At 66.6% G+C, this 20,668-nt stretch carries 28 protein-coding genes; 26 read left to right on the top strand and 2 right to left on the bottom strand.

The genetic code is table 11. From position 1 onward, the window contains the following. Positions 1-51 precede the first annotated feature (51 nt). The 26 genes from ACMX37_RS13300 (at position 52) to ACMX37_RS13175 (ending at position 19,349) form a co-directional block, all read left to right on the top strand. Complete coding sequence (locus ACMX37_RS13300) at positions 52-1,167, top strand: phage major capsid protein, P2 family (protein ID WP_483146387.1); 1,116 nt, start codon at positions 52-54, stop codon at positions 1,165-1,167. Between the two features lie 164 nt (positions 1,168-1,331). Then, positions 1,332-2,069, top strand: coding sequence for a phage terminase small subunit (gene gpM / locus ACMX37_RS13295; protein ID WP_483146386.1), 738 nt, complete (start codon positions 1,332-1,334; stop codon positions 2,067-2,069). Positions 2,070-2,254: 185 nt separating this feature from the next. Continuing rightward, positions 2,255-2,761 (top strand): head completion/stabilization protein, encoded by a 507-nt coding sequence (locus ACMX37_RS13290; RefSeq protein WP_483146385.1) that lies wholly within the window; start codon positions 2,255-2,257, stop codon positions 2,759-2,761. Between the two features lie 2 nt (positions 2,762-2,763). Next, complete coding sequence (locus ACMX37_RS13285; protein WP_483146384.1) at positions 2,764-2,979, top strand: tail protein X; 216 nt, start codon at positions 2,764-2,766, stop codon at positions 2,977-2,979. A 40-nt stretch (positions 2,980-3,019) separates the two neighbouring features. Continuing rightward, entirely contained in the window at positions 3,020-3,490 is a 471-nt protein-coding gene (locus ACMX37_RS13280) for a phage tail protein (protein WP_483146383.1), read from the top strand. Further along, entirely contained in the window at positions 3,483-3,962 is a 480-nt protein-coding gene (locus tag ACMX37_RS13275) for a phage virion morphogenesis protein (RefSeq protein ID WP_483146382.1), read from the top strand. Before ACMX37_RS13280 ends, ACMX37_RS13275 begins: the two co-directional genes overlap by 8 nt. Positions 3,963-4,022: 60 nt before the next feature. Next, the gene (locus ACMX37_RS13270; RefSeq protein ID WP_483146381.1) at positions 4,023-4,943 is read left to right on the top strand and encodes a baseplate assembly protein; all 921 of its coding nucleotides are present in this window, start codon (positions 4,023-4,025) and stop codon (positions 4,941-4,943) included. Continuing rightward, positions 4,940-5,578, top strand: a complete 639-nt coding sequence (locus ACMX37_RS13265; protein ID WP_483146380.1) for a phage tail protein I — start codon at positions 4,940-4,942, stop codon at positions 5,576-5,578. Before ACMX37_RS13270 ends, ACMX37_RS13265 begins: the two co-directional genes overlap by 4 nt. After that, positions 5,578-6,837: a gp53-like domain-containing protein gene (locus ACMX37_RS13260; protein WP_483146379.1), complete on the top strand. Its 1,260-nt coding sequence runs from the start codon at positions 5,578-5,580 to the stop codon at positions 6,835-6,837. Before ACMX37_RS13265 ends, ACMX37_RS13260 begins: the two co-directional genes overlap by 1 nt. Then, positions 6,834-7,289, top strand: coding sequence for a hypothetical protein (locus ACMX37_RS13255; RefSeq protein WP_483146378.1), 456 nt, complete (start codon positions 6,834-6,836; stop codon positions 7,287-7,289). Before ACMX37_RS13260 ends, ACMX37_RS13255 begins: the two co-directional genes overlap by 4 nt. Further along, positions 7,289-9,955: a hypothetical protein gene (locus ACMX37_RS13250; RefSeq protein WP_483146377.1), complete on the top strand. Its 2,667-nt coding sequence runs from the start codon at positions 7,289-7,291 to the stop codon at positions 9,953-9,955. The genes ACMX37_RS13255 and ACMX37_RS13250 overlap by 1 nt, the downstream gene beginning before the upstream one ends. Before the next feature lie 33 nt (positions 9,956-9,988). Beyond that, positions 9,989-10,360: a hypothetical protein gene (locus ACMX37_RS13245; RefSeq protein ID WP_483146376.1), complete on the top strand. Its 372-nt coding sequence runs from the start codon at positions 9,989-9,991 to the stop codon at positions 10,358-10,360. Next, positions 10,357-10,638, top strand: a complete 282-nt coding sequence (locus ACMX37_RS13240; protein ID WP_483146375.1) for a hypothetical protein — start codon at positions 10,357-10,359, stop codon at positions 10,636-10,638. Before ACMX37_RS13245 ends, ACMX37_RS13240 begins: the two co-directional genes overlap by 4 nt. 53 nt (positions 10,639-10,691) lie before the next feature. Beyond that, positions 10,692-11,300: a TIGR02594 family protein gene (locus ACMX37_RS13235; protein WP_483146374.1), complete on the top strand. Its 609-nt coding sequence runs from the start codon at positions 10,692-10,694 to the stop codon at positions 11,298-11,300. Then, positions 11,297-11,524 carry a hypothetical protein gene (locus tag ACMX37_RS13230; RefSeq protein WP_483146373.1) on the top strand — a complete coding sequence of 76 codons (228 nt, stop codon included), beginning with the start codon at positions 11,297-11,299 and terminating at the stop codon, positions 11,522-11,524. The genes ACMX37_RS13235 and ACMX37_RS13230 overlap by 4 nt, the downstream gene beginning before the upstream one ends. Beyond that, positions 11,521-11,871 (top strand): hypothetical protein, encoded by a 351-nt coding sequence (locus ACMX37_RS13225; RefSeq protein WP_483146372.1) that lies wholly within the window; start codon positions 11,521-11,523, stop codon positions 11,869-11,871. The genes ACMX37_RS13230 and ACMX37_RS13225 overlap by 4 nt, the downstream gene beginning before the upstream one ends. A 22-nt stretch (positions 11,872-11,893) precedes the next feature. Continuing rightward, entirely contained in the window at positions 11,894-12,028 is a 135-nt protein-coding gene (locus ACMX37_RS13220) for a hypothetical protein (RefSeq protein ID WP_483146371.1), read from the top strand. 9 nt (positions 12,029-12,037) lie between these two features. Further along, the gene (locus ACMX37_RS13215) at positions 12,038-12,634 is read left to right on the top strand and encodes a phage baseplate assembly protein V (RefSeq protein ID WP_483146370.1); all 597 of its coding nucleotides are present in this window, start codon (positions 12,038-12,040) and stop codon (positions 12,632-12,634) included. 209 nt (positions 12,635-12,843) lie between these two features. Continuing rightward, on the top strand, positions 12,844-13,215 hold the full coding sequence (locus ACMX37_RS13210; protein ID WP_483146369.1) for a GPW/gp25 family protein: 372 nt from the start codon (positions 12,844-12,846) through the stop codon (positions 13,213-13,215). An 18-nt stretch (positions 13,216-13,233) separates the two neighbouring features. Beyond that, positions 13,234-14,400, top strand: coding sequence for a phage tail sheath subtilisin-like domain-containing protein (locus ACMX37_RS13205; RefSeq protein ID WP_483146368.1), 1,167 nt, complete (start codon positions 13,234-13,236; stop codon positions 14,398-14,400). A 48-nt stretch (positions 14,401-14,448) separates the two neighbouring features. After that, positions 14,449-14,958, top strand: a complete 510-nt coding sequence (locus tag ACMX37_RS13200; RefSeq protein WP_483146367.1) for a phage major tail tube protein — start codon at positions 14,449-14,451, stop codon at positions 14,956-14,958. 172 nt (positions 14,959-15,130) lie between these two features. Beyond that, the gene (locus ACMX37_RS13195) at positions 15,131-15,481 is read left to right on the top strand and encodes a phage tail assembly protein (protein WP_483146366.1); all 351 of its coding nucleotides are present in this window, start codon (positions 15,131-15,133) and stop codon (positions 15,479-15,481) included. Next, complete coding sequence (locus ACMX37_RS13190) at positions 15,481-15,609, top strand: GpE family phage tail protein (protein WP_483146365.1); 129 nt, start codon at positions 15,481-15,483, stop codon at positions 15,607-15,609. The genes ACMX37_RS13195 and ACMX37_RS13190 overlap by 1 nt, the downstream gene beginning before the upstream one ends. Then, on the top strand, positions 15,606-17,780 hold the full coding sequence (locus tag ACMX37_RS13185; protein ID WP_483146364.1) for a phage tail tape measure protein: 2,175 nt from the start codon (positions 15,606-15,608) through the stop codon (positions 17,778-17,780). The genes ACMX37_RS13190 and ACMX37_RS13185 overlap by 4 nt, the downstream gene beginning before the upstream one ends. A 16-nt stretch (positions 17,781-17,796) precedes the next feature. After that, positions 17,797-18,318 carry a phage tail protein gene (locus ACMX37_RS13180; RefSeq protein ID WP_483146363.1) on the top strand — a complete coding sequence of 174 codons (522 nt, stop codon included), beginning with the start codon at positions 17,797-17,799 and terminating at the stop codon, positions 18,316-18,318. Further along, the gene (locus tag ACMX37_RS13175) at positions 18,315-19,349 is read left to right on the top strand and encodes a contractile injection system protein, VgrG/Pvc8 family (RefSeq protein ID WP_483146362.1); all 1,035 of its coding nucleotides are present in this window, start codon (positions 18,315-18,317) and stop codon (positions 19,347-19,349) included. The genes ACMX37_RS13180 and ACMX37_RS13175 overlap by 4 nt, the downstream gene beginning before the upstream one ends. On the opposite strand, the gene ACMX37_RS13170 is transcribed toward ACMX37_RS13175, so the two are convergent. Further along, positions 19,346-19,927 (bottom strand): hypothetical protein, encoded by a 582-nt coding sequence (locus ACMX37_RS13170; protein ID WP_483146361.1) that lies wholly within the window; start codon positions 19,925-19,927, stop codon positions 19,346-19,348. The two genes, ACMX37_RS13175 and ACMX37_RS13170, sit on opposite strands and share 4 nt — an antisense overlap. A gap of 9 nt (positions 19,928-19,936) precedes the next feature. After that, entirely contained in the window at positions 19,937-20,608 is a 672-nt protein-coding gene (locus ACMX37_RS13165) for an XRE family transcriptional regulator (RefSeq protein ID WP_483146360.1), read from the bottom strand. Positions 20,609-20,668: the final 60 nt, after the last annotated feature.

Here is a 20,668-nt window from a genome sequence, read left to right as displayed (position 1 = left end):
CCCCGACAGACCGACCTTCGCTCCGCCTCAAGGCCAAAAGGACCCGAAACAATGCTGAATGCCACCCGTGCCCTCTTCATGGCCTATGCCTCGCATGTCGCGATGGCCAACCATGTCTCCGACGCGACGGTGAAGTTCGCGGTCGATCCGAACGCCGAGCAGATGCTCGAAGCCGAAATTCGCAACACCAGCGAGTTCCTCGGCATGATCAACATCCTGCCGGTGATCAATCAGCAGGGGCAGGTGCTGGGCGTGGGCGTGTCGCGCTCTATCGCGGGCCGGACCGACACCAGCGGCGGCACCCGCCGCACGCCGACCGATCCGGGCGCGGCGAACGAAAAGCACACCTACCTGTGCCAGAAGACCAACTTCGACTGGGCGCGCCCCTACGCGATCCTCGATGCCTGGCGGCATAACCCCGATTTCGAGCGCCTCATGCGCGACGATATCGTGCGCCAGATCGCGCTCGACCGGCAGATGATCGGCTTCCACGGCACCAGCGCCGCGGCGACCACCAACCGTGTCGCGAACCCGCTGCTGCAGGATGTGAACATTGGGTGGCTGCACAAGATCCGCACCGAGGCCCCGGCCCAGGTGATGGACGACGGCGCGCTGACCGTGCTCAGCAACGGCGCGAACAACGCCGCGCTCAAGGCGATCTACGTCAAGCCGGGCGTGACCCTGTTCGATGCCAGCGAAGCCAACGCGGTCACCGCCGACGCCGATTACGCCTCGCTCGATGCGCTGGTGCGCGATGCGATGCGCGGCATCCATGAAAGCCATGCCGACGACACCGACCTTGTCGTCATCGTCGGCCGCAACCTCATGGACGACAAGTACTTCACGATCGCGCAGGAAACCGGGGCGACCGCGACCGAAGTCGAAGCGACCGATCGCATCCTGATGTCGACCAAGATGATGGGTGGCCTGCGCGCCATGCGGGTGACCGGCTTCCCGGCCAACTCGCTGCTGATCACCAAGCTCAGCAACCTGTCGATCTACTACCAGGAAGGCTCGCGCCGCCGCCAGCTCAAGGATGAGCCGGAATACGACCGCGTCGCGAACTACGAGAGCGTGAACGAGGCCTATGTGGTCGAGGAATACGAGCTCGCCGTGCTGGTCGAAAACATCGTGATCGGCGGCGCACCGGCCCGCCCGGCGCCGTAACGGGACAACCCCCCGAGGGGCTTTGAAGGCGGTGGCTGACATCCGGGTCGGCGCCGCTGGAGCCAGCAGCCAGTGGGAAGAGCAGCGGATTGGAAGCCGCAGCCCGGTTCCCACCCCCCGCCGCCGGATCGAGCGGGGATCAATTCCAGAGCGAGGTGACCCGCATGTCCCATTCCCCCTTCCTGCGCCAGCGCCAGCAGAAACTGGCCGCGCTCGCCGGCTCTGCCCTAGCCGTCGTTGCCCTCGCCGAGCCCGATCCCGAAAGCGCCTCGGGTCAGGAGTACGCCGTCCTGCGCGCCGTGCTGCATGACAATCTGCGCAAGCTGCAGGACGTCGAAAGCCACGAAGCGCGGATCCCCATGAAGCGCGACTTCATGACCGAATTCGCCCCCTGGATCGCGGGCGTCCTCGAAGCCGACCAGCCCGTGCAGGACGAAATCCTGATGACCAATCTGGTCTGGGCGATCGACTGCAGCGAGTTCGATCTCGCGCTGGTGCTCGGCCGCTTCGCCCTGAAGCACGGCCTCACCCTGCCCGAACGCTACAGCCGCACAACCGCCTGTTTCCTGCGCGAGGACATCGCCGAGATCGCGCTCGCCCAGCCCGGCGCCGTGCCGCATGATGTTCTGGTCGAGATCGATCAGCTCACCTTCGGCGCCGACATGCCGGACGCCGCCAAGGCCAAGCTCGACAAGGCACTGGGCCGCAGCTGGCTGGCCAAGGCCGAAGACTTCGACCCCAGCGACGAAACCGGCCCGGCCGGCGGGGCCGGGGCCTATGCCACGGCAGGCCTCGAGCACCTGAAGCGCGCGCTCAAGCTCAACGCCAAGGTGGGCGTGAAAAAGGACATCGATCGCGCGGAGAAGATGCTGCGCGATCTGGCGGCGAAGAACGGCCAGTAGAAATTCCGGCCCGATCGGGCCGACACAGCGCGCCCCACGGCGTCGGGGAGGGCGGACAGGAAGGCGACGGGATTACCTCCCCCCGATCGCCTCGCTTGTCCCCACCCTCCCCACATCGGGGAAGCGCCAGCAACGTGAAGGGAGGTGATCATGTCCGCTGCGGGTGAGCAACAAAGGCTCCCGACATGACCGGCCTGACCGCGCCGCCCGACAATTTCGTGCCTGCCGGAATCACGGTCGAGGCCGATGGCTGGTTCCCTGCCACCCTGACCGAGGACGTGCGCAAGGCGATCCGCATGGGCGAGGGCACGGTCACCGACCAGCGCCTCGTGCAGGCGATCGAGGGTGCCATTCTCTCTGGCCTGCGCGACATGGCCGACTGGCGCGCCGCCCGTGTGCTCGAAGGCGCGGCCGAGCTGGCGGACGTGACCGAGGACCAGATCAACGGCAAGAACAAGGCCGAGCTGATCTGGCAGCGCATCGTCACCTTCTATGCGGCGGCCGAGCTTGCCGACATGCACGTCGATGTCAGTGCCACCGACGAGGCGATCGACCGCAACGAGGAAAAGCGCGACACAGCCGGGATCTACCGCACCAAGGCCTATGATGCGGTCGCCGATCTGCGCGCGATCGGCGCGGCGGATGATGAAGCCAAGGCCCGCGCCGCGCGCAACCGGGTGGAGCTTATCTGACCATGATTGCCGTCGCGCAGCACGGCGAGACGCTCGATGCCATTTGCTGGCGCGTTCTCGGCCGGACCGAGGGCGTGACCGAGCAGGCCTATGATCTCAACCCCCACCTGGCCGATCTGGGGCCGACCCTGCCGGGCGGGACGCGGGTGACCCTGCCCGATCTCGCCACTCCCACCGCCGCGCCGCCGACGCGCGCCACCGTCAAGCTCTGGGATTGATCATGTCCTCAAGTAGCGAAGCGATAGGACGCAAGGACCGGTGAGTAAAGCAAAGTCCCTCCGCGCCGCCTTGACCGCCGCCATCCCCGAGCTGCGCAACGAACCCGGGCGGCTGAAGCTGTGGATCGAGAACGGCGCCGTTCTCGCGCGCGGCACCGACAGCCACGGCTTTGCGCTGCAGTATCCGCTGTCGGTCCTGATCGAGGAGGCGAAGACCGATATCGCGATCATTGCGCTCGCCATCACCCGCTGGCTGCGGGTCAACCAGCCCGATCTGCTCGCCCCCAATGGCGACAGCTTCCAGTTTGAAAGCGACATCCTTGATGTCAGCACGGCCGACATCCTGTTCACGATCAACCTGACCGAAAATATCGCCGTCGTGCCGCAGCCGGACGGCAGCTGGCAGGTGACCTATCTCGAAGAGCCGGACCCGCTGTTCGCCGATGGCCTCGCCTTCGAAGGCGTCGACCCGATCCCGCCGCTGGCCGAAGTGCGGTTGAGCGATGGCTGATTACGATTCGAACGCGCTGGCCGCGCTCGATGACTGGTTCGGGCAGATGCTGGAGGGCCTGTCTCCCGCCCGGCGCAAGCGCGCGGCCATGAAGCTGGGCAAGGCTCTGCGCCGGTCGAACCTCGATCGCATCAGCCAGAACGTCGAGCCCGATGGCGGCCCGATGGAAAAACGCAAGGCCCGGCTCGACCAGCGCGGCCGGGTGCGCCGGAAGGCAGGCGGCCGGATGTTCCGCAAGCTGCGCCTGGCGCGCGAGTGGTCGATCAGGGCAACCCCCGACAGCGTCGAGATCTCTCCGGCGAAGAACGACCGGATCGCCGCCATCCACCATTTCGGCCTGCGCGGGCGGGTCGGCCGCGCCCCGGACGGAAGCGAGGTCTTCACCCGCTTTCCCGAACGGCGGCTGCTCGGCTTCGACGATGCCGATCGCGAAGCGGTGCTCGAGGTGGTGTCGGAGATCTTCGAGCGGTGAAACCGGCTTTCACCTGCCTGCGCCCTTCCATTCGCGCGCGCGTGACAGGCAGGTGGCGGCATGGCCAGCACCCCGCTCAACTTCACCAGCGCCAGCTCGACCGCGATTGATCTTTCGCGGCTGCCGCCGCCCGATGTGATCGAGCAGCTCGACTTCGAGGCGATCTACGCCCGCCGCCGTGCCGATTTCCTCGCCCGCTATCCCGAATTCACCGCCTTTGTCGAGAGCGACCCTGCGATCAAGCTGCTCGAGACCGGCGCCTATGCCGAGCTGGTGCTCCGCCAGCGGATCAACGATGCCGCGCGTTCTGTGCTGGTCGCCTATGCCGGCGGCGCCGATCTCGACAATCTGGCCGCGCTGTTCGGCGTCACCCGCCAGCAGATCGCGCCCGCCAATCCCCAGACCGGCGCGCCAGCGATTTTCGAAAATGACGCCGCCCTGCGCCGCCGCGTTTTGCTGGCGCCCGACAGTTACAGCGTAGCGGGGCCGGCCAGCGCCTATGTCTTCCACGCTCTCAGCGCCGATGCCGATGTCCTGGACGCCAGCGCCATCAGCCCGCGCCCTGGCGAAGTGACCGTCACCATCCTGTCGCGCAGCGGCGCCGGCGGCGCTCCCTCGCCCGAAGTCCTGGCGGCGGTTCGCGCCCTGCTGAACAGCGATGGCATCCGCCCGCTGACTGATCGCGTCACGGTCGCCGGCGCGGCCAGCGTTTCCTTCGACATCGACGCCCAGCTGGTCCTATTCCCTGGACCCGACCAGCAGCTGATTCTGGACACCGCAAACGCCGCGCTTGACCAGCTGCTGCAGTCGAGCCGCCGCCTGGGCCGCGACATCACCCGATCGGCGATCATTGCCGCGCTTCATGTCGGCGGCGTCCAGAACGTCATCCTGGCCGCGCCGGTTTCCGATGTCGCGGTCGACCTGACCCAGATCGCCAATGTCGGGACGCGCGCGGTCAGCGTCGCGGGCTTCGGGTCATGACCCTGCTGCCGCCCAACGCGACCGCCTTCGAACGGGCGCTGGATGCGGTCGAAGCCGACAGGCTGGGCGCGCTGCCGGTTCCGATCGGCGATGTCTGGTCGCCCGAGCGCTGCCCCGCCCAGCTGCTGCCCTGGCTGGCCTGGGGCGTGTCGATCGACATTTGGGACACCGCCTGGCCGGAACAGGTCAAGCGCGACGCGATCGCCAGCGCGATCGATGACCAGCGCCGCAAGGGAACGAAGCTGGCCGTGCGCCGCGCCCTGGACCGCATCGACCCGCTGATCGGCGTGACCGAATGGTTCGAAGATCCTGCCAATCTCGAGCCCTTCACCTTTCGCCTGGACCTGCCCGACCGCAACACCAGCGCAATCGACTATGACAGCGACACCATCGGCCAGCTTCTGACCGACATCGCCGCGGTCAAGCCGCTGCGCGCCCATGTCATCGCGTCCTATCGCATCTATGCCCAGGCGCAGCTGGGCGTCGTTTCCGGCGTCACCTTCGGCGCCTTCGGGCGGGTTGAAGCCGAAGCCGACCTGACCGCCGCCGAAGACCCTGTCTGGCAGGCCTACCTGCAAAGCGAAATCGGCGAGCCGCTTCGGGACGAAGCCGGCGCCTTCCTGGAGTCCGCCTGATGACCTTCCCCCTGACCATCACCACGGCAGGGCTCGATGCCCTGGTCGACGCCCAGACCGGCGTGACCGCTGCCATCCAGGTCGACGAAGTCGGTTTCAGCGACCAGGTCTTCACGCCCGCGCCGACGCTGACCGCGCTGCCTGGCGAAGTGAAGCGGATTGCCAGCGTGTCGGGCGCGGTCATCAGCGAAACCATCATCCACATGACCGCGCAGGACTCGAGTCAGGACGCCTATGACGTTCGCGGCTTCGGGCTGTTCCTGGCCGATGGAACCCTGTTCGCGGTCTATAGCCAGGCCGACCCGATCGTCTCGAAAGCGCCGATCCTCAACCTGCAGCTGGCCTTCGACATCGCGTTTCAGGATGCCATCAGCGGCGACATCACCTTCGGCGATGCGACCTTCCTGTTCCCGCCGGCGACCGAAACCGTCAAAGGCGTCGCCGAAATCGCGACCCAGGCTGAAGTCGACGATGGCGAGGATGACGAACGCATCGTCACCCCGCTGAAGCTGGCGACCCGCCTGGCCGAAGCCTTCGGCGCCATCGTCAGCGCGACCGAAACCGTCGAAGGCGTCGCCGAAATCGCCACCCTGGCCGAAGCCCTGGCGGGCGAGGATGATGACCGCATCGTCACCCCGCTAAAGCTGGCCGGCGTTCTGGAACCCGTCATCGCTGCGATCGCCGCCGAAGTCGTCAATCGCGCCGCCGCCATCGTGGCGGTCGAAGGCCTGATCAATGCCGAGCAAGTCGCGCGCCAAGGCGCAGACACCAGTCTGGCAGCGAACATCGCGGCGATCGCAGCGCGCACCATCACAGGTTCGGGGCTCGCCACCGGCGGCGGTTCCCTGGCTGCAAGCCGCGTCATCGCGGTCGCGGCTGCCAGCGCCGCGCAGGTCAGGGCGGGAACCGTATCGACCGCCGCGATCACGCCCAGCGCGCTGGGACCATTCTCCAAGAGTTTCGGAATGAACGGCTATTGCACGGTTCCCACCGCCGACCCTGCCAACACCCTGCTTATTCAATGGGGCCGCTTCACGGCGGCGCCGAACGGGACCACTTCGGTCAGCTTTCCGATCGCTTTCAGCCAGCCTTTCGCGGTCATCGTCGACGGCACGAGCGACAGCAACACCAACCGCCAGGATAACTATCCGGCGGTTCGCGATGGCACCGTCACCCAGACCGGATTCCAGGTCTTCCAGGCGAATGACATCAGTGATGGCTGCAACTTCATCGCGATCGGAAGGATTGATCTGTCATGACCGTTTTCTTCGCAATGGTCCCCGATGCGAGCGGCCAGCCCCAGCCCGCATTCTTCCTGCGCCGGTCGCAAGCGCCCGAAGGCGCGGTCGCGATTCCCGGCCGGCGTCACGCGCAGCTGGTCGAAGCCTTGGCCGATGGCCAGACCGTCACCGCGGGGCGCGATGGCAAGCCCAAGGTCGCCGCCCGCCGCGTCGACGCGACCATCCAGCGCTCCCAGCTGGTCGCCGCGATCAAGCGCGAAGCCGCCCGCCGCATCGACCAGGTCAGCCCGATCTGGCGCCAGCTGAACGACACCCGTTTGCCAAGCCCTGAAGGCGCCCGCCGCTTCGCCCAGATCGATGCCATCCGCGACGCATCGAACGCGATCGAGGCGCTGCTGGCCGATGTCGCCGCCCGCGATCTGGTCGCCTTCCCCGTTTCCGACAATCCCGCCTGGCCGGAGTTTGATTGATGCCGAAGATTAGCGACCTTCCCCAGACTGGACCGATCACCGGCGCCGAACAGCTGGTCGTCGTCCAGGCCGGCGCGACAAAGCGCATGCCGCTGGGCGCGTTTCTGGAAGACACTGTTGAAGCGGTCACAGCTGAAGCGACCGACGCAAAGAACCAGGCGCAGCAGGCAGCAGCCGATGCGGGCGAGGTTCTTGCCGATGTCGAGGAAGTCGGCGCAGCGCAGATCGCGGCAGTCGGCAACGCCGGCACCACCCAGCTTCTGACCCTGGAAAGCGCGGTCAGCGCGGGCGCGCTGGCCGTGTCCCTGCAGTTCCATAACCAGGCCGAAATGGTCACGCTGAAGGACCGCCTGGCAGCCCTCGCGCGCGGCGCGACCCCTGCTGTCGCGCTGGCCGCTCGCGTCCTCAATTCGGGCTGGGTTCTCGAAATCGATGTCGCCGAAGCCAACGCCGGCGGGACGTTCAACGCGGGGCTTATCGAGCTTCTGATGTATGACAAGGGCTTCGACCGCAACGCGCAAGCGGTCATCCGAACCCGTGTCCTTCGCGCCCGCCGCGCCCTGCGGCGCCCGCATCCGAACCAGGCGCAGGGCTTCCAGACCATCGCCGGCGGGATTGCGACCTGGCGCCTGTCGCTCGATCGGCAGGCATTCGCCAGGGCGAAAGCCAACACCGGCGGGCAGCTGGTCAATTCCGGCTTTGACCCGATCCTGCGCCTGAACGCGGGATGGTATTCGGTCGGCGGCAATGCGGCACCCGTCCAGGACGGGATGCGCGTCGCCAACAATTCGACCGAAGCCTATCCCAACATCGCGCTTCGCAACTTCCTGCCGCCCTATCGCCTGCTGGGCGCGACGGGCCGCTTCGAAGTCTCTGGGAACAGCATCCACGCCGCCGAAGGTCGAACCCTTGCAGCCGCGCGCTGCGACATCACGGGGCTGACCAGTGGCGTCACGCGCTCGCAGATTGTGGCGGCGATGACCGCCAGCACCGCTTTCCCGAGGCGAACGAACGCTGTCCCCGTCTTCGCCGCGCAGATCGACATGACCGCTTTCACTCAGGGCGAGGAAGTCGAAGAACGCTGGCGCGGCTATCCCTTCATCGGCGACACCCCGATCGACAGCCAGGCCGGTTCCTACCTGGCCGCGCAGTTCTGCAACTATCGGCACACGGTCAACCATGCCGGCACATTCGGCAGGGTCTTTGCGGTCGTCAATCCGGCGACGGGCAGCGACACTACCGGCGCGGCATCGACCGTAAGCGAAGCCGCCGCGCTCGCCACGCCCTTCCTGACCGAGCGCGCGGCACTTCGCGCGGCGCTGGCGCTGAACGTGTCGACCTATGGCCGCAACAATCAAAGCGGGATCGAAATCTGTTTCAGCGACACCACGCACACCCTGACCCTTCTGAAGACCGTCAGCGGCACAGGCACGGCGGCGAACTTCGACGCGAGCGAAATCGGCAAGGGCGGGACATGGTGCATCTACCGACCTGTCACCGGCGCGACGAATTGCCGCCTGCAGCGCGATGTCGGCTTCACTGCGGGGCGCACGGTTCCGCGCCGGACCTGTCTGCGCGGCTTTGCGGGAATTGATCTGATCGGCGTCACCAGCGGAACGCCAGCCTTCTTGGACGGGGGCGAGGTCAATGGCTTTGCCTACGGGCAGGAAATCTGGATCGACAACTCGCCCTTCATCGACGCGCAGGGCACGGCCAGCACGGCTGTTGGGATCTGGCAGGGCGGCATGATCTTCATGACCAACTGCGCCCAGCCCGCGCTGGGGCGCTGGGCGTTTGGGTTCGGCAATGTGCCGAACGAATATCTGCTGTTCCGCGACACAGACATCGCTGCGGTTCGCGAGTGGCCTTCCCTGTATGCAATCGGCGGGGTTGCGACCGATGCTTCGACGGGGGGCACCTTGATCGAGACTTCGCCGACGATCACCAGCAAGCCCGCGCAGGACAATATTGTTCTGGTCGGAGTGACCATCCGCAGCAGCAATGCTGGGAATTTCCCCGTCAGGTATGGGTCGAACAGGACGCTGACAGCAGTCGGCGGGCTGAACATTCTCGTCGAAGTCTATGGCGCGACCGGCCAGGGAGCGATGAATCTGGCTGGGGACGGGGTCAACATCGCCCAGAGGAACTTCTTCTTCGACTACGTCACCCTCGTCGGCGGTCGCCTGAACATCGGTTACGAAGACAGCTTCACGATGACCGACAGCGGCGACGCGGAAGAACAGCTGAAGAAGATGATGATCTTCAGACGGTCGGCGCTGTTCGAAATCAATACGAAGACCGACCTTCATCAGAATGTCGGCGCGCGCATTCACACCTGGAACGTCGCCCACCGTGTCGGATGGGAATACGTTCGCGTCCTGCAGGCCGCATCGGATGGCAGCACCGCGCCAGGCAACGGGGCATGGATGGGCGAGGCCTGGCCGGCATCGATCACTTACATCGGGCCGGATGCGCGCGCGCAGTTCACTGACTGGCGGGCGAACCACCGCGCGCCGGCGGTCACCGGCACGGGGGGCGGCAACTACATGCCAGTCGCCGGTTCGGTCCTGCTGGGCGTCATTCCAGCCAATGACGAAGCCTGCCCGATCGACCTGGTCGGCAATCCCCGAAACGGCGCGCTCGGCGCCCTAGAGCGCGCGGCGTGATGTCGCGCGAACCCCTGCCCAGGAGTCGCAGCTGTGCATGAACTGAAGATGCAATCCCTTAGCGGCGCACTGGCCGGCGTGTCCGCAATCATGGGCTTCGCCGCGCCCTGGCCGCATGTCATCGCAGGCCTGTTCTTCGCGATCGCGGGGGGCTTTGTCGGGATGACGGTTTCCCCTTCGACCGAACGCCTGGCGCTGCCGCTGACTGTCATCGTCGCCCTGGTCATCGGCATCTTCGCGGGGCTCGCCCATCCGCACTTCGCCGGCGGCGGGGCGATCTTCTCCTGGATTTCGGCGCTGCCCATCCAGCTGGTCATGGGCGTCGCGGGGCTGGCTTCGCCCTGGCTCGCCCGCCGCGCCGCTGCCGGCGACATGTCGCTTCCCTGGAAAGGGGGTGTGAAGTGACCATCCTTCTTACCATCGCCGACCTCGTGCTCGCGCTGGCGCTGTTCTGGCATTCGGCCAACAGCCCGGCGCGCGACGCGGTGCTGCGCGCCATGCTCTACGCCTTCGCCTTCGCGGTCATGTGCTTCGGCGCGGCACGTTTCCTCACGCTGTTCGGCGCCGCGCAGGCTGACTGGCGCTGGATGATCGACCTCGGCCACCTCTCCCTGATTGCCTTCGGGATCATGTGGGTGGCGCGCGAAACCGGCCGCATGGCCATGCTGAAAGGGAAATCCTGATGCACGATCCCCGCGCCCCCATCTTTGCAGCGGTTCGCCAGGCGCGACCGGCCGTGTTCAACGATCCGGTCGAGGGTCCGCTGCGGATTCGTGCGCTCGATAATGTGCTCGACGCGCTCGAAGTGCCGCGCGCCGGGCAGGCACCGGCAAGACCCGCCCCTTCGCCTTCACCGACCGCCAGCGAGCCGCGCTGGCTGGTCGAGGCGCGCAGGCTGGACGGCACGCGCGAAATCCCGGGGCCGAAGCATAACCCGTGGATCGTGGCGGGCTGGAAGCGGCTCGGCGCGGCATGGTTCACCGACGACGAGACACCTTGGTGCGGGCTGTTCGTGGCGCATTGCATCGAGCATGCGGGCCTGCCCTATCCCAAGCTGTTCCCGCGCGCGAAGGCGTGGGCGGATTGGGGCGTGCCCTGCCCGCCCATCGTGGGCGCGGTGGCGGTGTTCGGCCGGCAGGGCGGCGGCCATGTCGGCTTCCTCGTGGGCGAGAGCCCCGCGAATTACTACGTGCTGGGCGGCAATCAGAAGAACGCGGTGAACATCATGCCGCTGGCCAAAAGCCGCGTGGTGCCGAATGGGATCCGCTGGCCTGCGCAGCTCGGCCGACCGGCAGCGGGCTTGCCGAAGATGACAGGGGGCGTCGTCTCGACGAACGAAGCATGAAGCTTCCCCCGATGAACATGGCCCTCGCGCGCATCCTTGCGGGTGGCGGTGCTTTCGGCCTGGTCCTGCTGGTGTTCGGCATGATCGCCTTCAATCCCGAACTGGCCAAGGATGACCGGTTCAAGAGCCTCTCGCAGGCAGTCGTCATCCAGGGGCTGATCGGCCTCGTGATGGCGTTCCTATTCACGGGGCAGAACGACAATCGGGGAGGTGACGAGCCATGATCTTCGCATTCGGAACCCGCCTGCTGCTGGCCTTCGGCCTTGGCGACAAGCTCGCCAGGCGCTTCGCCTGGTTGCCACCGCTCATCCTCGTCGGGCTTGCCATCTGGCTTGTCATGTCGATCGCCAGCAACTGGTTCGAGCAGACGCTCGACACCGCCATGGAATCCGGCGCGGCGGAGGCCGTCGCTGCCGGGCACGAACAGACCCTCGACCAACTGGGAGACGCCAACAATGCCGAAGCTGACCTTCGCACTTCTGGTGAGCGCAGCGCTGCTCGCTACTCTGAGTGCCTGCTCGACAGTAGGGACAAGCAAGCCTGCGAGCGCTTCAATCCGGCAGCTGACTAGCTGGTGCCAGGGCGACCGTCTGGTGAGCTACGTGCCTGCCCCTGCGGCCGGTGCTGACGATCCCGGCAACCGCTTCGACACGGACGAGACGGTGCGCGAGCTGCAGGCGCACAACGCGCGATTGCGCGCCGCTTGCCCGCCGGATCCGAAGCCGTAGGATCCGCGCATGATCCGCCCCGCCCCGCAGGAAGACATCCCCGCCGATCTCGCCAGCCTGATCCGCATCGGCACGGTGATCGAGGTCGATCTGGCCGAGGCGCGCTGTGTCGTGCGCTTCGGCGACCCGGACGATCCGGCGCCTGCCCAGACCGGCCCGATCCGCTGGCTAACCCCGCGCGCCGGGCTGACCCGGGTCTGGTCCCCGCCCAGCGTCGGCGAGCAGGTGCTGCTGGTATGCCCTGACGGGCAGATCGGCGCGGCCGTGGCGATCACAGGAATCGTGCAGGACGCCTTCCCGCCGCTCGGCAGCACCGCCGCGGAAATGATCGAGTTCGCTGACGGGGCCAGGATCACCTACGATCCGGAAGAAAGCACGCTGGTTGCCGTGCTGCCGTCAGGCGGCACCGTCGACGTGACGGCCGATGGTGGGATCACACTGCGCGGTGATGTGACGATCGTCGGCAACCTCGGAGTGTACGGCAGCGCTGCTGTAGACCAGACCCTGACGGCCGCCGAGGACGTGATCGCCGACGGGATCAGCCTCAAGTCGCACAAGCACGGCCAGGTGCAGGCCGGCAGCTCGCAGTCGGGAACGCCGGTCTAGGCCTTCGATTGCGCCGCGAAGGCGGTTCCGCTACTCAGTCCACGGTGCCGCCCGCGTTGGCTAGGGGCGGTTGCAAGGGCGGCCGTCGTCATTGGGAGGCGGCGACCGCCCGATGCACCAGAATTCGCGAGCCTAAGGTTCCGGTTGAAGCCGCTCTCACCCTCCACCCCTCTGGCATTGCGCGCGCGAAGCGCGTTTCCCTCCTGCCCATGCAGGGCATGGACGCCACCACCGGAAAGCCGATCGGCGATGAGCGACACCTCGCGCAGTCGATCCGCGATGTCCTCTCGACCCCGATCGGCTCGCGTCCGATGCGGCGCGACTATGGCTCGCTGCTGTTCGAGCTTGTCGACAGGCCGATCAACGGTGCGATCCGCCTGCTGCTGCAGGCCGCTACGGCGATCGCGCTGCGCCGCTGGGAGCCGCGTTTGCAGCTAACCCGGGTTACGCTGGCAGGCGAGCCCGCTGTCGGCCGCCTTACAATCCGCATCGAAGGACGGCGCACCGATCTCCCTCCGTCGAATGCGCTCACCACCCTCACCATCCCGATCGACACCCGTCCCGCATCCGCTGCGCGGTAGGACTGAAAGGAAGACCCGATGACCGTTCACGGCCTGACCATCACTGAATCCGCTTCCGGCCCCCGCGCGCTCGGCGCCGTCAGCCTTGCCGTGATCGGCATCGTTGCCACCGCCACTGCCGAAGGTGCGCCGGCCCAGGCCGAACTCGATGCAGCGTTTCCGCTCAACACCCCGGTGCTGATCACCGGCGGGGTGGACGTGGCGGCCGGCAAGGCGGGCACCGGCGGCACGCTCGGACCGGTCCTGCGCGCGATCGGCGATCAGGCGAGCCCGGTGGTGGTGGTGGTGCGCGTCGCCGCCGGCATCGACGAGGCTGCGACCAACACCAACGTCATCGGCAGCACCGACGGCACCACTTTCACCGGCCTGCAGGCGCTGGCGGTGGCTGAGCAGCGCCTGGGCGTGAAGCCCCAGATCATCGCCGCCCCCGGGCTCGATACCCAGCCCGTGATCGAGGAGATGGTCAGCATCGCGAAGAAGCTGCGCGGCTTCGTCTATGCCGCCGCGGAGGGTGACGACGTCGCCGAGGCGCTGACCTATCGCGAGAACTTCGGCCACCGGGAACTCATGCTCATCTGGCCGGGCACGAGTGCGGCCTTTGCGGGCGATATCGTCGCCCGGGCGATCGGGCTGCGCGCGCAGATCGACGAAAGCGTGGGCTGGCACAAGACGATCAGCAACGTGCCGCTGGCGGGGGTCACCGGCCTCGATCGCGACATCAGCTTCGATCTCACCGACCCCAGCACCGACGCCGGCGTGCTCAACGCGGGCGAGGTCACCACGATCATCCGCCAGAACGGATTCCGCCTGTGGGGCAACCGCACCTGCGCAGACCCGGAGGCGAACCCGAGCTTCGTGTTCGAAAGCGCGGTGCGCACCAGCCATGCGCTGCAGGAGATTGTCGGCCAGATCGTCAGCCCCTTCATCGACCAGCCCATGACCGTGGGCCTGATCAAGGATCTGCTCGAAACCGGCAACGCGCGCTTCCGTCAGCTGGCGGTGCAGGGCGTGATCCAGGGCGCCGAGATGTTCTTCGATGCCGACCAGAATTCCGCGCAGGAGCTGGCGGCGGGTCGGCCGCGCTTCCGGATCCAGTTCACCCCGGTGGCTCCGCTCGAGAACCCCAACGTCGATCTGGTGATCACCGACTTCTACTACACCGACTTCGCCGACCAGCTGGTTTGATTGGTCCTCAAGTAGCGAAGCGGTAGGACAACGAAAGGACCTTCCCCCATGGGCATCCCGAAGAAACTGAAGAACCTCACCGCCCATGTCGACGGCGTGAACTACATCGGCCAGGTGGTCGAGTTCGAGGAGCCGCCGCTGGCGCTGCAGACGGAAGAGTACCGCGGCGGCGGCATGATCGGCCCGGTGATGATCGACATGGGCCTGCAGGCCATGCAGGCGACCATGAAGATGGGTGGCCACGTGGTCGAGCTGATCCGCAAGTTCGGCGCCACCCGCGTCGACGCGGTGCGCGTGCGGCTGACCGGTGCCTTCCAGCGCGACGACACGGGCGAGGTCGAGGTGGTGGAATGCTACATCGGCGGCCGGTTCAGCGAGATCGGGATGGGCACCGGCAAGCCGGGCGACGACACCGAGCACGATTACACCGTGCCCCTGTCCTACTACCGCCGGGTGGTGAACGGCCGCGTCGAGATCGAGATCGACATGGTCGCCGGCACCTTCATCGTCGACGGCATCGATCGCTACGCCGAGATCACGGCCGCGCTCAACAGCTGACAAGGTCCCGTCGGCCGGCGCTGTGCGGGGCGGCCGGTCGGCGGATGGGGCGGGACGGCACCCCCCTCCAAGGATCCCGGCCGTCCCGTCCCGCTTCGCCCCGCCCGGATGCCGCCAGTGACGGGGACCTGTCCTCAAGTAGCGAAGCGGTAGGACAACAAGGAATCCCCGCATGGCCGACAATCCCGACCCCGCAGCCGACACCGGCAACAAGTTCGAAACCGTCACGCTGGTTGAACCGATCCGCCGGGGCGACCAGGTGATCGACAGGATCACCCTTCGCAAGCCCCGCGCCGGTCAGATGCGCGGGCTGACCCTGCAGGACCTCATCAGCAGCGACGTTGGCGCGATCCTCAAGGTGATCCCGCGCATCAGCGATCCCGTTCTCACGCCGCACGAATGCGACGATCTCGACCCGGCCGACCTGACCGAAATCGGGGGCGCGATCCGTGGTTTTTTTATGACGGCGGGCGAGAGGAAGATGCTCGAGGCGATGATCGCGGAAAAACAGCCGAAGACCTGATGGCCGATATCGCCGGCATCTTCCACTGGCCGCTGAGCGAACTGAAGGCGCTCGACCTCGACGAACTGGCCGAATGGCGCGAGCGGGCGGTGGCATGGTGGAACAGGGTCAACAAGGCTAGATCATGAGCAACAAGCTTTCCCTGCTGGTGAACTTCGTCGGCGTCGACAAGATGTCCGGCGCCCTGCGCAACATCATCGGGCTGGGCAAGCAGGGTTCGCGCTCGCTCGGCGAGATGGCCAAGGAAAGCCGCTCCCTCAACCGGGAGCTGCGCGAGGTGCGCAAGGAAATGGCCGGCAGCGCGCAGGCGAGCCTGCAGCTGGCAGGCCGCGAGCGCGAGCTCGAGAGCGCGATCGCCAGGACCAATGCCGAAATCGCCGAACGCAAGCGGCTTTATGCGATCGAGGCCGGTCATCGCGCGGAGCTGGCCAAGGCCGATGCGCTGCAGCAGAAGGGCCGGGACAACATGGTGCAGGGCGCATCGATCGCCGCGCCCCTGATCCTTGCGGCCAAGGCTGCCGGTGACTTCTCGAGCGGCATGGTCGACATCCAGCAGAAGATGGGTCTGACCAACAAGGCGACCGACGGTTTGGCGGGCCGGATCATCTCCATGGCCGACAGGGCGCGGATGATGCCGGAAGAAATGCGCGCCGGCCTCGACATGCTTGGCGGGCTGGGCGGGCTGACCCTTCAGCAGATCGAAGCCGCCATGGCACCGGCGGGTCGGCTCTCGACCGCTTTCAAGGTCGAACTGCCGGATGCAGCCGCCAGTGCCCATGCCAGCATCACCAACCTCAAGGTCCCGGCCGCGCAGGTTGCCGCTGCCTTCGATGCCATGGCTGCCGCCGGCAATGAAGGCGGGTTCGAGGTTAAGGACATGGCCCGGCACTTCCCCGCGCTGACCGCCCAGATGCGGGCGCTGGGTGACACGGGCGTTCCTGCAGTCGCCGACCTGTCGGCGGCGCTGCAGATTGTCCGGAAGAGCTCGGGTGATGCCGACGAGGCCGGGAACAACGTGAAGAATCTGCTGGCGAAGATCAACGCGCCGAGCACCATCCGGGCTTTCGAGAAGAACTTCGGGGTGAACTTGCCGGCGGCCATGGAGAAGCTGACGAAAGAAGGGAAAACCTCGCTCGAGGCAATCGCCATGATCACCAAACAGGCGACCGGTGGGGATCTGAAGAAGCTCGGCTTTGCCTTCGAGGACATGCAGGCGCAGTCGGCAGTGCGCGCGCTCATCCAGGACTTGGATGAATACCGGGAGGTGCGCGCGAAGGCGATGTCGTCGGGTGGTACGGTTGATAAGGCCTTCGATCAGCGTGTCATGCGCGACGCCAACGTGAACTGGAAGGCTTTCATGGGCAGCGTGTCGGGGCTCGCGATCACGCTGGGTGCGACGCTTCTCCCTACCCTCACCAGCACGGCGGATAGCATCAACGTGCTAGTGCAGGACGTATCGGCTTGGGCCAAAGCAAACCCCGAGGCGGCCGGCACGATCATGAAGATTATCGGTGGCTTGGCCATGTTCAAGGTGGGGTTAGGCATCGCGCAGTTTGCGCTCGGCGGGTTCCTGAAGCCGATGTCGCTTTTCCACTCGGTCGTTATGAAGATGGGTGGCTACGGTACGGTCTTCAGCATCGTCCGCAATGGCATGATGTTCATGGCCAAGGGTGTGGTGAAGGCTGGCCTGATGATGCTCGCCAACCCGATCGTCGCCATCATCGTGGGAATCGTCGCGGCGCTCGCGGTGGCCGGGTACCTGATCTACACTCACTGGGACACGATCAAGGCCGCGTTTCAGGCGGGATGGGACTACGTCACCAACCTGCTTAGAGGGGCAGGGGACTGGCTTTCCAACATCGGCCAGCAGATGATGAACGGCCTGCTCCTCGCGATCGATCCCATGGCGCTGGGCAAGAAGCTGGTCACCATGGCGAAGAACGGGATCGCCGCCTTCAAGAACTATCTCGGCATCAAGTCGCCGTCGCGCGTGTTCATGGGGCTGGGCGAGGATACGGCCGCCGGCATGGCGCTGGGCCTGCAGCGCGGGCAGCGCGGAGTGCTGGGTGCGGCCGGGCGGATGGCCACAGGCATGGTCGCCGCCAGCTCGCTGGCCGCCGCTCCCGCCATGGCGGCGCCGTCCGGCGGACCTTCGCCAGCGCCGGGCAGCGGGCTCGCGGTCACCATCCACATTCACCAGCTGCCCGGGCAGGATGCCGCTGCCCTTGCCGAGGAAGTGCGCCGCCAGCTCGAACGCCTGGCCGGGCAGGCTGCGCGCAGTTCGTACAGCGACCAATAGAGGGGATTGAGAGAACATGGCCTCGCTTCCCCCCATCCCCGGCCTGCCCGTGATCCCCGGCCTTTCCGGCCTGCGCGATCTGCAGCCGCGCACCCCGGCCGCGTCGCGCGAGCTGCTGACACTTGGCATGTTCGTCTTCAGCATGGACAGCGCGCTCTATGAAGCGCTGACCCGCAGCCGCGAATGGCGCCATGCCACCGCCGAACGCTTCGGCGCACGGGCAGCGTCGCAATATGTCGGCCCGGGCGCCGACAATATCAGCCTGTCCGGGCGGATCGTGCCGGAGATCGCGGGCCGGTATTCGGCGCTCGAGACGCTCGCCGACATGGCCGCCACTGGCGATTCATGGCCGCTGATGGACGGGCAGGGACGCATCCTCGGCCATTACCGGATTGTCCGGCTCGACGAAGATCACGCCGTGATCATGGCAGGCGGGATCCCGCGCAACATCGCCTTCCGGCTCGAGCTCGAGCGCAGCGACGACGATCAGGACGCGCTGGGCAGCATCGCGGTGGCCCAAGGAAACCCGGGCGCATGACGGCCAATCGCGCCGCGATCCGCCTGACGCTGGAGGATGGCACCGATCTGGCCGACAGGATCCGGCCCCGGCTTGTCAGCCTGCGCCTTTCCGAGAAGCGCGAGGACGACGCCGACGAGATCGACCTCGTGCTGCACAACGCCGACGGGCTGCTGGCCATCCCGCGCACGGGGGTGAGGCTGGCACTGGCGCTGGGCTGGGAAAGCGGGGCGGACGTACCGGCGGGTCTGGTCGACAAGGGCCGGTTCACGATCGACGAGATCGAGTTGTCAGGTCCGCCCGATCAGGTTTCCATCCGGGGCCGCAGCGCGGACCTGACGGGCGCCCTGCGCAAGCGCGAGACCACGACCTGGCGCAACACCACGCTGGGCAGCATCCTCGGCGCGATCGCCGCGCGTCACAACCGTTTCGCCCGGATCGGCGGGGGGCTGGCCGACGCGGCGATCGACGTGATCGAACAGGAAGGCAAGAGCGACATGGCCTTCGTGCGCGATCTCGGGAAGCGATATGATGCGGTCGCCACCTGGAAGGATGACTTCCTGCTGTTCCTGCCTATCGGCGGATCGGCGACGGCCGCCGGCGCGCCGCTGGCCGGGCTGGTGCTGACCCGGCGGGACGGGTGGCAGTGGACGTTCCGCGAAGGCCAGCGCGAAAGCTACAAGGGCGCCGAGGCGCAGTGGCAGGACAGCGCGGCCGGACGGCGGCGGACGGTGAAGGTGGATGGGCCTGCCACCGCTGCGCGTGCAGGCGACACCGCGCCGACAGAGCCGAAGAAGCTGAAGCGGGTCTATGCCAGCGAGGCCGAGGCGCGGCAGGCGGCCGAGGCGGCGGCGAGCCGCGCCGCCCGGGTGCCTTACGAATTCAGCTATGACCTCGCGATCGCCGATCCCGGGATCCAGCCCGACATGAAGATCACGCTGCGCGGATGGAATCCGGTGATCGACGGCATTGCCTGGCTGGTGAAGTCGGTCGAGACCAGCTTCGACGCCAGCGGCGGGCTGCGGCAGAGGGTGGAGCTGGAGAGCGCTTAATCCGGCGCTTGCAAGGTGTTCATATCGACACCGAGCGCAACGAGCGGGCCCATCATGCCGGCCACGCACCCGATGGTCCCGGATTGGATCTGTTCCAGTGAGTCTTGGACGCCCGCCATCTTCGCTACGCCGCCGTCGCCATCGAGTATCTCACCGATGTCGTCGAGCGCAGCCCACTTGTTGATGTAGACCGTCGAGCAACTCTCCCTCGCTTCGCTCAGCTTGGCGTGTTGCTCTTTTCCAACGGAGACAGGAACCTCGATGGCCTTGATGTCTGAACCGACACCAAGGCAGCGATCTTCCGCTAACTGCACCTTTCGATAGGCGGCGACGGGATCTCCTTCGCCAAGGGCCTTCCCCGCGATCGCGAACTGGCTGTCGCAGGCCTGACCGGCGGCGATCACTCCCTTGTAGAATGCGACGGCGTCCTGTTTGGCGGTTTCCCCCGGCTTCTCGGGCACGCTGGGTTCGCTCGTTGATGAGCAAAATGCCAACACCAGAACAAGCCCCAGCGTGATAACACCGCAGCCGACCGCAACCGACTTAGCGTCGCCTTGAGCCCCCGCATCCTTCGTCATTCGCGCCCCCTAAACCCGCCGACCGATCCAGATCACCCGGCCGATCGTCTGCACCTCGCCGTCATAGGCGGTGAAGTTCTCCACGGCGGGGTTGTCGCTGATGATCAGCGCCCCGCCGTCCGGCTGCATGCGCACCCGCTTGATCATCCCCAGATCGCCGTAATTGAGGCACCACAGCCGGTCCTGCTTGACGATCGTCTTCTGCGCGGTGTCGATGATGACGAAATCGCTGTCGAGGATCGTCGGCATCATGCTGTCGCCTTCGCCCCGGGCGACGAACAGATCGCCGAAGGTGCCGCCGATCATCGGGCGCAGCCATTCGCGCGGGAAGGGCACCAGCGCGGTCTGGGCATATTCCTCGAACACGCTTCCGCCGCCCATCGAATAGCCGATGTCGAGCTGGGGGATCATCACCATGCCATCGGGAACCTCGCTGGGCGGGCCGCGCCATTCCAGCCTCTGTTCGCCGAGGGGCAACGTGGGATCGTCGGTTTCCCCGAGAAGGTACTCGGGTGTTGTCTTGAGGGTGCGGGCGATCTGGTAAAGTCGCTGGGGCTGGTGCGTCTCGCCCCGAACGATCTTGCTCACCGCTTGGGGCGAAACCCCGATAGCGCGCGCAATATCCGCCTGGCTGATCCCTGTGGCGTCGATGCGCTCTTGGATTCGCTGCCCCACCGACATGCCCGCAACTTTCGCAACCGCAGTTGCCGGTGGGAAGTCAAGAATGCTTGTTGACATTAT

Source organism: Porphyrobacter sp. THAI-01a (assembly GCF_056868655.1).
The sequence above is the reverse complement of the archived record's forward strand: the minus strand, read 5'-3'. Positions and strand labels throughout refer to the sequence as shown.